At 64.9% G+C, this 14,027-nt stretch carries 13 protein-coding genes; 10 read left to right on the forward strand and 3 right to left on the reverse strand.

What is annotated here, in order from left to right; genetic code table 11:
* Positions 1–98 precede the first annotated feature (98 nt).
* From GV819_RS06550 to GV819_RS06575, 6 genes are all read left to right on the forward strand, one after another.
* Positions 99–908, forward strand: a complete 810-nt coding sequence (locus GV819_RS06550) for an AraC family transcriptional regulator (RefSeq protein WP_161754688.1) — start codon at positions 99–101, stop codon at positions 906–908.
* An 82-nt stretch (positions 909–990) separates the two neighbouring features.
* Positions 991–1,626: a LysE family translocator gene (locus GV819_RS06555; RefSeq protein WP_368668879.1), complete on the forward strand. Its 636-nt coding sequence runs from the start codon at positions 991–993 to the stop codon at positions 1,624–1,626.
* Between the two features lie 159 nt (positions 1,627–1,785).
* Positions 1,786–2,202, forward strand: a complete 417-nt coding sequence (locus GV819_RS06560; RefSeq protein WP_161754692.1) for an NUDIX hydrolase — start codon at positions 1,786–1,788, stop codon at positions 2,200–2,202.
* 17 nt (positions 2,203–2,219) lie between these two features.
* Entirely contained in the window at positions 2,220–3,167 is a 948-nt protein-coding gene (locus tag GV819_RS06565) for an alpha/beta hydrolase family protein (protein WP_161754694.1), read from the forward strand.
* A 126-nt stretch (positions 3,168–3,293) separates the two neighbouring features.
* A complete protein-coding gene (locus GV819_RS06570; RefSeq protein WP_161754696.1) occupies positions 3,294–3,899 on the forward strand; it encodes an SCO family protein in 606 nt (201 codons plus the stop codon).
* A complete protein-coding gene (locus GV819_RS06575) occupies positions 3,899–4,378 on the forward strand; it encodes a copper chaperone PCu(A)C (RefSeq protein ID WP_161754698.1) in 480 nt (159 codons plus the stop codon). Before GV819_RS06570 ends, GV819_RS06575 begins: the two co-directional genes overlap by 1 nt.
* Before the next feature lie 175 nt (positions 4,379–4,553).
* Here the strand turns inward: GV819_RS06575 and GV819_RS06580 are convergent, their stop codons facing one another.
* Both GV819_RS06580 and GV819_RS06585 read right to left on the reverse strand, forming a co-directional pair.
* Positions 4,554–5,171 (reverse strand): class I SAM-dependent methyltransferase, encoded by a 618-nt coding sequence (locus GV819_RS06580; RefSeq protein WP_161754700.1) that lies wholly within the window; start codon positions 5,169–5,171, stop codon positions 4,554–4,556.
* 75 nt (positions 5,172–5,246) lie between these two features.
* Positions 5,247–6,164 carry a LysR family transcriptional regulator gene (locus tag GV819_RS06585; RefSeq protein WP_161754702.1) on the reverse strand — a complete coding sequence of 306 codons (918 nt, stop codon included), beginning with the start codon at positions 6,162–6,164 and terminating at the stop codon, positions 5,247–5,249.
* A 161-nt stretch (positions 6,165–6,325) separates the two neighbouring features.
* Between GV819_RS06585 and GV819_RS06590 the strand changes: the two genes are divergently transcribed.
* From GV819_RS06590 to GV819_RS06605, 4 genes are all read left to right on the forward strand, one after another.
* Positions 6,326–8,017: an AMP-binding protein gene (locus GV819_RS06590; protein WP_161754704.1), complete on the forward strand. Its 1,692-nt coding sequence runs from the start codon at positions 6,326–6,328 to the stop codon at positions 8,015–8,017.
* A 32-nt stretch (positions 8,018–8,049) separates the two neighbouring features.
* Positions 8,050–11,322, forward strand: a complete 3,273-nt coding sequence (locus GV819_RS06595; protein ID WP_161754706.1) for a carboxyl transferase domain-containing protein — start codon at positions 8,050–8,052, stop codon at positions 11,320–11,322.
* A 132-nt stretch (positions 11,323–11,454) separates the two neighbouring features.
* Positions 11,455–12,933: an alpha/beta hydrolase gene (locus GV819_RS06600; RefSeq protein WP_161754708.1), complete on the forward strand. Its 1,479-nt coding sequence runs from the start codon at positions 11,455–11,457 to the stop codon at positions 12,931–12,933.
* A 90-nt stretch (positions 12,934–13,023) separates the two neighbouring features.
* Positions 13,024–13,536 carry a sn-glycerol-3-phosphate transporter gene (locus GV819_RS06605; RefSeq protein ID WP_161755271.1) on the forward strand — a complete coding sequence of 171 codons (513 nt, stop codon included), beginning with the start codon at positions 13,024–13,026 and terminating at the stop codon, positions 13,534–13,536.
* Between the two features lie 198 nt (positions 13,537–13,734).
* Here the strand turns inward: GV819_RS06605 and GV819_RS06610 are convergent, their stop codons facing one another.
* On the reverse strand, positions 13,735–14,004 hold the full coding sequence (locus GV819_RS06610) for a hypothetical protein (protein ID WP_161754710.1): 270 nt from the start codon (positions 14,002–14,004) through the stop codon (positions 13,735–13,737).
* Between the last annotated feature and the right edge of the window lie 23 nt (positions 14,005–14,027).

Consider the following 14,027-nt stretch of genomic DNA (forward strand, 5'->3'; position numbering starts at 1 on the left):
CCGACTGGCCGGCGAGCACCCTGCTCCGGCCCACACTGGTCCCCGTACAGTCTTGCCTGTTAGCCTACCTCCCGCTCCCCTTACCGCAGACCTGCACCATGACCCCCACAGCGCAATTCTGGCGTGACCCGAACCTGCCTTACGTCGAAAGTCGCCGGGCCTGTGACAGCCGCGCCAACTACAAGGCCCACAGCCACCCGACGGTGTCCATCGGTGCCGTGGACCGTGGGGTCAGTGTGTTCAGCGGTGGCGCCGAGGGGCCGACCCTGATCCGGGCCGGCAGTGTGGTGTTTGTTCCAGCCGATTGCGCCCATGCCTGCAACCCCCAGGCCGACAGCGCCTGGAGCTACCAGATGCTGCATCTGCAGGCCCGCTGGGTCGAGGACATCCGCAAGGAGTCGCGGCAGGGCCTATCGACGCCGCTGTGCCAGGTGCTGCTGAGCCACAATGACGACTTGTACCGGCGCTTCAGCCAACTCAACCAATTGCTGTTTTCCAGCGCCAGCTGGCAGGACAAGGAAGCTGCGCTGATCGAGTTCATCGGTGATTTCCCAGCCCGCGGCCAACCGGTGATTGCCCTGGCGGCCGATCCGGCCCGGGCCAGCAACGGCGTACGCCGGGTCATGGATCTGCTGCAGCAGGACCCGCAGGCCCTGTGCCCCCTGGAGCAGTTGGCAGAGTTGGCCGGTATCAGCCGCTATCAGTTGATCCGCGCTTTTCGCAGCGCGACCGGGATGACGCCCCACGCCTATCAGTTGAACCAGCGGATCATCCAGGCCCGGACCTCGCTGCAGGCCGGAGAGGCCTCGGCGGCCCTGGCCCAGCGCCTGGGATTTGCCGACCAGGCGCACTTTCAGCGGGTATTCAAGGCCCATGTCGGTGTCACTCCGGGGCTGTACAAAGCCTAGGACCGCGCAATTTTCTTCAATACCCGGATCACCGGGCGCAGCAGACTTCCAGCCACTCAGGTCTCTGGAAGTCTTACCGATGATTCAACAGTTTCTGCTGGTTGCCGCCGCGCACTTTCTCGCCCTGCTCTCCCCCGGCCCGGACTTTTTCCTGGTGGCACGGATGTCCATGGCCTCAGGCTGGAAGCCAGCCACCGGTGCCTGCCTGGGGATCGCCCTGGCCAACGGTCTGTTTATTGTCCTGGCCTTCGGCGGGGTCTCGGTGTTTCGCCCGGACAGCCAGCTGTTCCTGGTGATCCAGCTGGCCGGGTGTGGCTATCTGCTCTATATGGGCTGGCTGTTCATCCGCCACGCCGGCGGCAGTTCCCTGGCCGGTGTGGCCAGTCCCGGCGAAACCCGGGCATTGAACCTTGCCACTTGGTGGCGCGGCCTGGGCATGGGCTTTGTATCGGGCATCCTCAACCCGAAAAACGCCTTGTTCTATGTCAGCCTGGCGTCTCTGGTGGGGAGCCAGACCAGCCCCGCCTGGAAGCTGATCTACGGCTTGTGGATGTTCAGCGTGGTGCTGCTGTGGGACCTGTTGGTGGCGCTGGCCATTGGCAATGCGACGGTGCGTGAGCGTTTTTCTCGAGTCCTGCCCTGGTTGGAAAGAGTCACCGGGGGGATCCTGATCCTCCTGGCCCTGGTGGTTATCGCGGCCACTTTGCTGCGCCATTGAACAGGCGGCGCAGGCTTCGCGCGCTATAAAGAAAATTACAAATAAGCAACAAAGCAACACTCTGTTGTCATCCTCGGCAGTCGATAGTGTCGGATCGCTCAGCAGGCCGCCGGGCAACCTCCAGCGCCTGTTACACCTGCGCCGCCAAGGAGAATTGCCATGCCACAACAGCCTCGCCTGGGGTGCGGCGCCGCCATCGTCCGCGATGGTCAACTGCTACTGGTCAAGCGCCGGCGCGATCCCGAAGCCGACTGCTGGGGTCTGCCCGGCGGCAAGGTCGACTGGCTGGAACCGGTGGAACAGGCCATGCGCCGGGAAATCCTCGAAGAGCTAGGGCTGACGCTGCAGGGCGTCAGCCTGCTGTGCGTGGTGGACCAGATTGACCCCGAGCGACAGGAACATTGGGTGTCGCCGGTGTACCTGGCTTCAGCCCCGGCCATGCAGCCACGTAACTGTGAGCCGCAGAAACACAGCGCTATCGCCTGGTTCGAACTGGATCGCTTGCCCAAGCCCCTGACCCTGGCCACCCGTGCGGCCGTCCGGGCACTGGTGCAGATGGCGGCGGTGGAAAATTGAAGCGCGGCGTGCGCTGGATGGCAGCAGGGTGGCTGATCCTTGCCGCTCTGGCCCAGGCCGATACGCTATTGCCGACGCCCGCGCAGCAGCGCCAGGCCCGGCCCGACGGCTCACAGATCGCCTACTACCTGCTGCAGCGCACCGAGGCCAGATCAGCCAAGGCCTTGCTGCTGATCATCCAGGGTTCGGACTGCAACAGCGTGACGCGTATCCCCAGTGTCTATCGGCATCTGGCTCAGGCCATGCCCGAGGCGGACGTGTTGACCGTGGAGAAGTACGGCCTCGATGCCAGGTTGCCCTACAGCAATGAGGCCGAGCGCGCGGATTGCCCAGCGTCCTACCTCAAGCACGACAGCCCGAGCCAACGTGTGGAGGATCTGCTGGCGGTCATCGGTCAACTGCGCAAAAGCCACGCCTACACGCGCATCGTCGCCCTGGGTGGCAGCGAAGGTGCAGTCATCGCTCATGCCTTGGCGGCCCGTTCGAACTGGATCGACGCCACCGTGGCCTTCAATGGCGGCGGCCAATGGTTCCTCGACGACCTGTTGCACAGCGTGGCCGTCAGCCCATTGTCGGCGGCGCAGAAAAGCGAGTCGCGCGCGAGCCTGCTGGCGTTTACCCGGCAAGTGCGCGATCAGCCCCCGGAAGGCCTGCAAGTGAGCGGGCATGGTGCCCGCTGGTGGCAGGAGGTGTTGCGCCTGGATCAATTGGCGTTGCTGCAAGCGACTCGGACCCCGGCCTTGATCATTCAATCGGCGGCCGATGAGTCGGTGTCGGTCCCGGCGGTAACGAGCATGATCAGCAAACTGCGCCAAGCGGGCCGACCGGGCCTGGCGTTTCACTTCTATCCCGGGCTCGACCACCGCCTGATGGACGCCGATGGCCGCAGTCGCATGGCGGATGCGGTGCAAGACATCGCCTTGTGGCTGCGTCAATTACAGGCTCCCGAGCGCGAACCTGGCTGAATCCGCCAGCCCCGGACTGCGACCGATAGCCGCAGGCATTGGTCTAATTAGCCCGCCGTGGCTTTCGTCTGTTTGCTACCATGCGCGGGTTTTTTGCCTGTCTGGCTGTTCAAAGGGCGTTATTTCATGAGTGTTTTGCTGACTCGCCGCACCCTGCTCACCAGCGCCGGGGTCCTCGGCCTGGGCCTGCTCGCCGGTTGCGACAACAGTCCCCGACTGTCCTTCAAATACGGCAAGGACCTGAGCAATCAGATTCTCGGCCGGACCTTCAAACTCACCGATTCCCAGGGCGAAACCAAGTCGCTGTCCAGCTACCGTGGCCTGATGCCGATGATCTTCTTCGGCTTCACCCAGTGCCCGGCGGTCTGCCCCACTACGCTGGCCCGTGCCGCGCAGGCCAAGAAGCTGATGGGCCGTGATGGCGACCGGCTGAAAGTGGTGTTCATCACCCTCGACCCGGAGCGCGACACGCCTGAGGTGCTGGATGCCTACGTCAAGGCATTCGACCCGAGCTTCGAAGCGTTGTACGGCACCCTGGAACAGACTGCGGCCACCGCCAAGGAATTCGGCGTGTTCTACGAAAAGATTCCCAGCGGTTCGACCTATACCCTGTCCCACACCGCCACCAGTTTCGTCTTCGACTCCCGGGGCACCCTGCGCCTGGGCCTGTCCCAATCCCTCAACGCCCAAGAGTGCGCGCAAGATCTGCTCACTGTCATGGAGGTTTGTTAATGAATTCGCCACAACGCCCATCCCGTATCAAGCACGCTCTGCTGTTGATCTCCCTCTTGGGCCTGGCCGGCACTGCCAGCGCCGCGACCCAGGTCGATAACGCCTGGGTCCGTGCCACCGTGCCCGGCCAGCACGCCAGCGGCGCCTTCATGGACCTCACTGCCAGCACTGACAGCAAGCTGATCGCGGTGCAATCGCCCGTGGCCAAGAACGTGCAGATCCACCAGTCGAGCATGCACAACGATGTGATGAGCATGCAGCAAGTGGACGCCGTGGCCCTGCCGGCCGGGCAGAAAGTCAGCCTGGACAGCCACGGTTACCACGTGATGCTCATGGAGCTGACCGGGCAGATCAAAGCCGGCGACAAAGTGCCACTGACCCTGACTGTGGAAAACGCCAAGGGCGAGAAGGAAACCATCAAGGTGCAAGCCGAAGCCCGGGCGCTGAATGCGCCGGACCACAGCATGATGATGCACTGAGATAACCGGCTTCAGGCCAACGACATGCTCAAGCGCAAGCGGTTCATCAATGCAAGCGACGCGGTCATGCAATCGCTGGCGAGACGCCCGGCGTTCATCCTCGGGTTCCTTTGAGCTACGTGCACTGGGCATCTGCCTGCGGGACATCGCCAAGCAACACGGCGGGATCTGAACCTCAGTAAATCGCTCGTGCCAACCACACCGTCAGTCCGTCACATTGCGGATCTTCACTGACCTGCTGGACCACCTCGAAGGCATGGGTGTCCAGCAAGGTGCAGTACTCCCCCGGGTCCAGGCTGGCGTGGTACAACGCCTCGCCCTGGAACTCGCCAATGGCCTCGCCGGCCGCCGGGCCGCTGGTGAACATCAGCGCGCATCCCGGCGCGGCATGGCGCTCGAACAGCGCAAACATCTCGCGCTGATCGTCCGGTGTCAGATGAAAGAAACTGTTCCAGGCGAGGATTCCGTCAAAGCTCTGGTCCAGGGCCAGGCTGCGCATGTCGGCGTTGATCCAGCGCTGTCCGTGATAGCGCTGGCGGCACAGGTCCAGTAGCGCGGACGAGCTGTCGACGCCGGTCAATTGGTAGCCGTTATCGATCAGGTGGCCTGCTATTGGCCAGCCGGAACCGCAGCCCAGATCCAGCACCTGCCGGCCCTCCCCCATGACTTCACGAAAGCGCTGCAGCCAGACCTGCTCGCGCTGGAACGCCGCCGGGTTGGCCTGACGAGCCTGATCCCAGGCCTCGGCGTGACGCTGGTACAGGCTGACAATCTGGCGTGCGGACTCATGCATGTGGCGGCTTCCGTGGGTGGGCTCGGCGCGGGATTACACCCCAGGGACCTTGCGGGCACAAGCGCCGGAGGCGATTCAGTCCCGTCCCGCCAGCGCCAGCAGCTGCTCGCGCAACCAGCGGTTGGCCGATTCGTTCTGCATCGGCTTGCTCCAGTACAGGTTCAGGCACACCTCGGGCAGGGTCAGGGGCATGTCGAGGATCTGATTGTGCAGCCCGGCATTGATCAGTCGCGCATTGTTGCGGGTCAGGGTCAGCAGCCCGTCGCCCTGGGCCACCAGTTGCGCAGCCGTGAGGAAGTGCTGGCAGTGCTGGCCAATGCGCCGCCGCACCCCCAGGTGCCCCAGGGCCAGGTCTTCGACGCAGATGCCGCGGCGCCTTGATGTGACCGCCACGTGCTCGGAGGCCAAGTAGCGCTCCGCTGTCAGCTCGCCGTGAAACCCCGGCCCGGCCATCACACAGAAGGAATCCTGCAGCAATAGCTGCTGTTGCAGCTGTGGATCGGTCAGGCGCGACAGCTCGATCGCCAGGTCGATGCGCCCGGCAATCATCTCCAGTTTCAGGTCGGCCCAGTGCACGCTGGTGCTGCGCACTTCCAGGTGCGGGGCCAGTCGATTCAGGTGCGCCAGGATCCTCGGCAGAATCACCGGTTCCAGCTGCTCCGGCATGTTCAGGGTGAAGCACCGCCGGTCCTGCAAGGGGTCGAAGGCCTGGGCCGGGTTGAGGCTGCGGCGCAAACCGCTGAGGGCGTCCTGGATCCCCGGCGCCAGTTGCTTGGCCAGGGGCGTCGGCGCCACGCCATAACCTTCGCGGACGAATAGCGGGTCATCCAGTTGCACCCGCAGCCGCGCCAGGGCGTGGCTGATGGCCGACTGGCTGAGGTGCAGCACCGAGGCGGCGCGGGTCAGGTTGCGCTCCTGGTACACCACCTCGAACACCCGGAACAGGTTCAGGTCCAGCCGGCTCAGCCCCGACCATTCATGCGGTGAGTTCATGGTTGTGCCCTCGCAGTCTCGACCCGCAGCAGGCTAGCAGCCGCTTGCGAGCGGTAGAACCATGTAGCGCATTCATGAATCTCGATGAATAACCGTCGGTTCTGCCGGGCGTCGGACGCTGCCTAAGATAGCCCTGCCGATAACAATAAGCAGGAGACACCGTGGACCTTGCAGCCTATCAGCAACAACTTCGCGCCTTGCAACAAGCGGCCTGGCCCGCAGGGACGCCGCGTGCCCCGCAGTATCCCCATGGCCAGCAACCGCTCACCGAATACCTGCGGACCTGGGCGCAGCGGCAAGGGGCTGCGGTGGCCCTGGACTTCTATGGCTACCAGCTGACGTTTGCCGAGCTGGACCGGCTCTCCGATCGTTGCGCGGCGCTGCTCAGCGAGCTGGGGGTGGCCCCGGGTGATCGGGTCGCGGTGTACATGCCCAACTGCCCGCAATTGCACATCGGCTTCTGGGGCATTCTCAAGTGCGGCGCGGTGTACGCCCCGGTCAGCCCACTGGCGCGGGCCCTGGAGCTGGAATACCAGCTTAAGGACAGCGGCGCGCGGGTCATCCTGTGCTTCGACCAGCTGCTGGACCTGGTCGCAGCCGTGCAGCAATCCTGTGCCTTGCGCCAGGTCCTGGCCAGCAGCCTGTCAGAGCTCTGCCCGACGAACCCGAGCATCCCGGTGCCGGACCTGCTGCTGGCACCCAAGCGCCTGGATGCCGGGGTAATCGATTTCTATCCGGCCCTGGAGGATTGTCGCGCAGTCACCCCCGCGCACCGCCCTGCCCTGGAGGACATCGCCGCCCTGAACTACACCGGCGGCACCACCGGCATGCCCAAGGGCTGCATCCATAGCCACGGTGACATGCTCTACACCTGCGCCAGTTTCGTACCCGTGGCCCTGGGGCTGGAACCGCACAGCGTGATGCTGAATTTTCTCCCGGAGTTCTGGATCGCCGGGGAAAACGCTGGCCTGCTGTTTCCTGTCTACGCCGGCTGCCGCCTGGTGTTGCTGGCCCGCTGGGAGGCCCTGGGGTTCATGGCGGCGATCGCCCATTACCGGGTCAGCCACTGCGGCTTGTTGGTGGACAGCGCCGCCGAAGTGCTGGAACACCCCGCCGTCGCCGACTTCGACCTGAGTTCCCTGCGGGCTACCGGCTGCATCTCCTTCGTCAAGAAGCTCACCCCGGATTATCGCCAGCGCTGGCGCACGCTGACCGGCTGCACGCTGTTCGAATTCAGCTTCGGCATGACCGAAACCCACACCTGCGACACCTTCACCGCCGGCCTGCAGGCCGACGACTTCGACCTCAAGAGCCCGCCGACCTTTGTCGGCCTACCGGTGCCGGGCACCGAGTTCAAGGTCTGCGACTTCGATAGCGGCGCCCTGCTGCCCCTGGGTAGCGAAGGCGAACTCTGCGTGCGCAGCCCGTCCTTGTTGCAGGGCTACTGGCAACGTCCCGAGGACTCCGCCGCGGTACTGCGCGACGGCTGGCTGCACACCGGCGACCTGGGGCAGATCACTGCACAGGGTTTTATCCGCTACCTGGGGCGACGCAAGGAAATGCTCAAGGTCAACGGCATGAGCGTGTTTCCCAGCGAGCTGGAAGCACTGTTCGGCCAGCACCCGCAGGTGTTGGCCTGCGCGGTGATCGGCCGCAGCGATGAGCGTCGCGGCCAGCAACCGGTGGCCTTTGTGGTGCTCAAGCCGGACGCGCCCCAGGACCCGCAGGCCCTGGCCAGCTGGTGCCATGCGGTAATGGCGGCCTACAAGGTCCCGGAAATTCGCCTGGTCAGTGCCCTGCCCATGACCGCCACCGGCAAGGTCAAGAAGAACGAGCTGGAACACCAGCTTTGAGTCGCCCTTCCCTATTGTGAGAACTGACTGCCATGTTCCAGAGCCTGTTGATCGCCAATCGTGGCGAGATAGCCATCCGTATCGCCCGGGCTTGCGCCGACCTGGGCATTCGCAGCGTCGCGGTGTTCGCCGAGGACGACCACGCCAGCCTGCATACGCGCAAGGCCGACCTGGCCCTGGCGCTGAATGGCCGTGGCGTCGCGGCCTACCTGGATCGCCAGCAACTGATCAGCATCGCCCTGGCGCAGGGCTGCGAGGCGATTCATCCGGGCTATGGCTTTCTGGCGGAGAACGCCGATTTCGCCCTGGACTGCGAAGCTGCCGGGTTGACCTTCATCGGTCCTGCGCCCGAGGTGCTACAACTGTTTGGCGACAAGGCGGCGGCCCGCGCTTTGGCCGAGGACTGCGGAGTGCCAGTGCTCGGCGGGATCAATCAGCAAGTGACCCTGCAACAGGCCGCGGCCTTCTTTGAAGAGCACCGCGCCCTGATGCTCAAGGCCTTGGCCGGCGGTGGTGGCCGCGGCATGCGGGCTGTCACCGAGCGCGGGCAATTGGAACAGGCCTTTATCCGCTGCCAATCCGAGGCCCAGGCCGCGTTCGGCAACGGTGCCTTGTATGTCGAGCAGTTGCTGCAACGGACACGGCACATTGAAATCCAGGTCGTGGGGGACGGCAGTGGCGCGGTCAGCCATCTGTGGGAGCGCGATTGCAGCCTGCAACGCCGTCACCAGAAGCTGGTGGAAATCGCCCCCAGCCCGGACTTGTCCGATGGCCTGCGCCAGCAGTTGATCGCTGCCGCGCTGAAACTGGCCAGCCGGGTGCGTTACCAGGGCATTGGCACCTTCGAATTTCTCCTCGACCAGGACCGGCCGGGGAGTTTCTATTTCATGGAAGCCAACCCACGAATCCAGGTGGAGCACACGGTGACCGAGGCCATCACCGGCGTCGATTTACTGCATAGCCAACTGCGGCTGGCGACGGGCGCGTCCTTGGCGAGCCTGGGGCTGGACACGCCACCGGCGCCCCAGGGTTATGCGTTGCAGGTGCGGATCAACCTGGAGCAGCAGCTCGCCGACGGCGGCACGCGCCCGGTGGCTGGCACCTTGAGTGCTTACGAAGCGCCCAGTGGCCCGGGCCTGCGGGTCGACGGTTATGGGTATGCCGGGTATCCGGTCAGTCCCAGCTACGACTCGTTGCTGGCCAAGCTGATCGCCCATGGCGCGGATTACCCCAGTGCCCTGGGACGTGCCTATCGCGGACTCTGCGAGTTCCGCCTGGAAGGCGTGGCGAGCAACCTGGGGCTGTTGCAAAACCTGCTGCGGCATCCGGCGGTGGTCGGGTATCAGCTCAGTACCGGGTTCGTCGAAGCGCACTGGGCGCAGTTGCTGCAAAGCGGCGCCGAGCGTCACCGGTCGCTGTTTTTCGAGCAAGTGCTGGCGGCCCGGGACACTCCGAGCGCTGGTACTCAGGCACCCGCTGGCACCTTGGCAGTCAGTGCGCCAAGTACCGGCGTACTGGTGAGCCTGGAGGTGGCCGAGGGCGACCAGTTGCAGCGTGGCCAACGAGTCGCGGTGCTGGAAGCGATGAAGATGGAGTTCGAGGTCAAGGCTCAGTGCAGCGGCATCGTCCGGGCCCTGGCGGCGCAGGTTGGTAACGCGGTGAGCGAGGGGCAGCCGTTGCTGTTTCTGGAACCGGCCGAAGTGCTCGGTGACAGCCAGTGCAGCGAGGAGCCGCTGGACCTTGAATGGATCCGCAGCGACCTGGCCGAGGTCCGCGAACGCCACGGGTTGCTGCAGGACGCGCAGCGTCCGGAGGCGGTGGCCAAGCGCCGCAAGAATGGCCAGCGCACCGCCCGGGAAAACCTCGACGACCTGCTGGACCCCGGCAGCTTCATGGAATACGGCGCCATGGCCCTGGCCGCCCAACGCCGCCGGCGCAGCGCCGAGGAACTGCAGGCCCTGAGCCCGGCCGATGGCCTGGTGGGCGGCATTGGCACGATCAACTCCGAGCACTTCGACAGCGCAGGCTCCAGGTGCCTGGCGCTGGCCTACGACTACACCGTGTTCGCCGGGACTCAAGGAGTGATGAACCACAAGAAGACCGACCGCCTGCTGGGCCTGGCTCAGGAATGGCGGCTGCCGGTGGTGCTGTTTGCCGAAGGCGGTGGCGGGCGCCCCGGTGACAGCGACTTCGTCGGGGTCGCGGGCCTGGACTGCCACACCTTCGCCGCCATGGCCCGGCTCTCTGGTTGGGTGCCAACAGTGGGCATCGCCTCAGGCCGCTGCTTTGCCGGCAATGCCGCATTGCTCGGCTGCTGCAACCTGATCATCGCTACCCGCAATGCCTCGATCGGCATGGCCGGCCCGGCGATGATCGAAGGTGGCGGTCTGGGCCGTTTCAGCCCGGAACAGGTGGGCCCGGTGACGGTGCAAGGGCCCAACGGGGTGATCGATGTCCTGGTACAGGATGAAGCCGAGGCGGTACGGGTGGCCAAGCAATACCTGGGCTACTTCCAAGGGCCGCTCAAGGACTGGCTGTGCGCGGACCAGCGTGAACTGCGCCAGCTGATCCCGGAAAACCGCCTGCGGGTCTATGACATCCGCCGGGTGATCGAAACCCTGGCCGACCGCGACAGCGTGCTGGAACTGCGGCGGCAGTTCGCCCCGGGGCTGATCACCGCGCTGATCCGCATCGAGGGCCGTGCCTTTGGCCTGCTCGCCAACAACCCCGCAGTGCTGGGCGGGGCCATCGACTCGGCGGCCGGCGACAAGGCCGCGCGCTTCATGCGCCTGTGCCAGGCGTTTGGCCTGCCGCTGGTGTCCTTGTGCGACACCCCGGGGTTCATGGTCGGTCCCGAATCGGAGCAGCAAGCCACGGTGCGCCATGTGTCGAGAATGTTCGTCAGTGCCGCCAGCCTCACGGTGCCGTTCTTCACCCTGGTGCTGCGCAAGGGCTACGGCCTCGGCGCCCAGGCCATGGCCGCCGGGAGTTTCCACAACCCGTTGTTCACCGTCGCCTGGCCCAGCGCCGAGTTCGGCGCCATGGGCCTGGAAGGCGCCGTTCGCCTGGGCTTCTCCAAGGAGCTGGCGGCCCAGCCCGATGCGCAATCGCGCCAGGCGCTGTTCGATAAACTGCTGGCCAAGGCCTACGCCCAGGGCAAGGCCTTGAACATGGCCAGCTATTTGGAGATCGACGCCGTGATCGACCCCTTCGACAGCCGTTGCTGGTTGCTTCGCGGATTGCAGGCCGCGCCCCAGGCGAAGCCGTGGACCGAGCGCGAGCAGGGGTTTGTCGATACCTGGTAGCCGGCCGCTCCTGCAGAGCGCCCGGGGGTCGATGCAGGAGCCTGTTATTCTTGGCGGGTCATGACGCATCAGAAGCGTTCTGATCCGGGTATCGCTGCTCGGCTCCATGTCATCTGCAAGAGTTGATACCCCGTGATAGCACCTGCCCTGTCTCAACTGCTCAAGCGTGGCGCGCTGACCCTTGGCGTCTCGATCCTGGTCCTGCTGGCCTGGCGGATCTACGACACTGAGCGTGGCCCGGCGCTGCAACCCTGGCACCTGCGGGTGCCCCACGAACTCAGCGTCGAACAGCTCGACAACGCCGACTGGTCGACCTGGCTCAAGGCCGAGGATCAGGTGTTCGCCGAGGTCAAGCGCGAGGTCACCGACACCCTGGACCCTGCCCAGGTGCCACCCTTCAACCGCTACCGCGCGGACAGCCGGGTCTATCCGCCGCGGTTTGCCACAGACTGGAACCGCTCTTACCTGCTGCGCCCGCCTGGTACGCCACGGGGGGTGGTGGTGCTGCTGCACGGCCTGACCGACTCGCCCTACAGCCTGCGCCACATCGCCCAGCGCTACCTTGAACACGGTTATCTGGCCATCGGCCTGCGCTTGCCGGGCCACGGCACAGTGCCGGCGGGCCTGACCGATGCCCACTGGCAGGAATGGCTGGCGGCCACGCGCCTGGCACTGCGCACCGCGCGGGCCGAGGTGCCGGCCCCCGCGCCGTTGCACATCGTCGGTTACTCCAACGGTGGCGCCCTGGCGGTCAAGTACGCGCTGGATGCCTTGAGCGATGCGCAATTGCCAGAGGCCCAGCGACTGGTGTTGATTTCACCGATGATCGGCGTCGCTCAGTCCGCGCGTTTTGCCGGGCTGGCCGGCTGGCCCGCGGTGTTTCCCGCGTTCAGCAAGGCCGCCTGGCTGAACCTGCGTCCTGAATACAACCCGTTCAAGTACAACTCCTTTCCGGTCAATGGCGCGCGTCAGTCCTGGCTGCTCACCGATGCCCTGCAACGCCAGTTGCAGGCTTTGGTGGGCGACCCGCGCCTGACCCGGCTACCGCCGATTCTGAGCTTCCAGTCCCTGGCCGACGCCACCGTCAGTACCCCGGCCCTGGTCAGTGGGCTGTACCGCCAGCTACCGGCCAATGGCAGTGAACTGGTGATTTTCGATCTCAATCGGGTCCAGGACTTCGAAGGCCTGCTGGACCCGGCCAGCGTCACTTCCCTGGCCAATCTGTTGCCGGCGCCACCGCGCAACTACGCGACCCAGGTGCTGACGAATGAGGGTACCGGCACGGCCAGGTTGGAAGCCGTCAGCACCGCGGCCCTGAGCCTGGACAGCCGTCGGCTGCCACTGGAACTGACTTACCCGCCGGGGGTATTTTCCCTCTCGCATGTGGCGTTACCGTTCCCCTCGGACGACGGCTTGTATGGCACCCAACCCGCCGCCAACGAGGATTTCGGCGTGCATCTGGGCACCGTGGCCGCCCGCGGCGAACGAGGGGTGCTGGTGGTGCCCATGGATGAGCTGATGCGCCTAACGTCCAATCCGTTCTACTCCTACCTGATTCAGCGTATTGATATGGATATAGACAAAGCCACAGTGCCTTCATTGATTCACTGAATAGACAAATGTTAGCGTGCGCCCCCTTTTGCCCCCTTGATTTCCGAGGGGGCACAACTGCCACTACGGCAGGGAAATGCGATGAAACCGATGATTCGACCCTGGGCCCTGCGCCTGTCTCTCCCGAAACGCCGCACTGTTTGCACGACCGTCGGCGCGGCCTTGCTGTCACTGAGCGCCTTGCAGAGCGCGCAAGCCGATCAACAGCAGGACTACTGGCTCGTGCAGACCAGCGTCTACACCAATCATTGGAGCAATGATCCTGATCACAACAACCATCAAGACCTGATCGGCCTTGAGCGCAACTACGCCGATGGCGAATTGTGGGGGGTGAGCACCTTTCGTAACTCATTCTCCCAGCGTTCCTACTACGCCTATGTCGGCAAGGCTTGGGAAAACGCCGAGTGGCCGGTGTATGCCAAGCTCAGCGGCGGCCTGATCCAGGGCTACAAGGGTGAGTACAAGGACAAGATCCCGCTGAACCACCTTGGCGTGGCGCCGGTGCTGATTCCGGCGATCGGCGTGCATTACGGCCCGGTAGCCAGCGAACTGGTGGTGCTCGGCACGGCAGCGGTGATGGTCAACGTTGGCTATCGCTTCTGAACCACGAGGTGCTCAGGTGATACGCGGCCCAGCGTGGTAGCAGCAGACGCTGGCTGCTTCCCTCCCCCAAGCCGATCAAGGAACGTCATAGAGCGCGGGCATCAAGGATTGGGCCAAGCGCGGGCATTCATTGCGCCGCATCGAGCGCTTAGGGGCCTAGTGCAGCGGCCACCGCTTCGAGCACCATCGCCATCACACCTACGCGGTCGGCCGGAGCCTGGCGCAATCGGGAGCCAGGTTCTTCACCCGGTTGCGGGTCACCGCCTCGATCAACAGCCGCGACCTGCCGATTGCCTTCACTTCGTCTACAGCGAGCCGCTGGCGGCGTCCATTTTCCTGTTGATCGTCGCCGGCATTGCTCTGACCGACAGCCTTGGCCTGATCACCTGCGCCGCGACTGGCGCGGCAGCGTACTGCGCGGTGGTCCAGTTGGCCGCCGCGACCTGAAACCGCAGCGCCCATAACCACCAAGGGCTCTTGAAGGCCGCTGG

It is taken from the genome of Pseudomonas sp. Fl5BN2 (assembly GCF_009908205.1).
In the GTDB taxonomy this organism is placed as follows: Bacteria; Pseudomonadota; Gammaproteobacteria; order Pseudomonadales; family Pseudomonadaceae; genus Aquipseudomonas.

Bases quoted from the DNA above. Each gene is read 5' to 3' on its own strand.
- GV819_RS06585 (WP_161754702.1), bottom strand. From the start codon at position 6,164: ATGAACTCACCGCATGAATGGTCGGGGCTGAGCCGGCTGGACCTGAAC.
- GV819_RS06605 (WP_161755271.1), top strand. From the start codon at position 13,024: ATGATTCGACCCTGGGCCCTGCGCCTGTCTCTCCCGAAACGCCGCACT.
- GV819_RS06575 (WP_161754698.1), top strand. From the start codon at position 3,899: ATGAATTCGCCACAACGCCCATCCCGTATCAAGCACGCTCTGCTGTTG.
- GV819_RS06580 (WP_161754700.1), bottom strand. From the start codon at position 5,171: ATGCATGAGTCCGCACGCCAGATTGTCAGCCTGTACCAGCGTCACGCC.
- GV819_RS06550 (WP_161754688.1), top strand. From the start codon at position 99: ATGACCCCCACAGCGCAATTCTGGCGTGACCCGAACCTGCCTTACGTC.
- GV819_RS06570 (WP_161754696.1), top strand. From the start codon at position 3,294: ATGAGTGTTTTGCTGACTCGCCGCACCCTGCTCACCAGCGCCGGGGTC.
- GV819_RS06560 (WP_161754692.1), top strand. From the start codon at position 1,786: ATGCCACAACAGCCTCGCCTGGGGTGCGGCGCCGCCATCGTCCGCGAT.
- GV819_RS06595 (WP_161754706.1), top strand. From the start codon at position 8,050: ATGTTCCAGAGCCTGTTGATCGCCAATCGTGGCGAGATAGCCATCCGT.
- GV819_RS06565 (WP_161754694.1), top strand. From the start codon at position 2,220: ATGGCAGCAGGGTGGCTGATCCTTGCCGCTCTGGCCCAGGCCGATACG.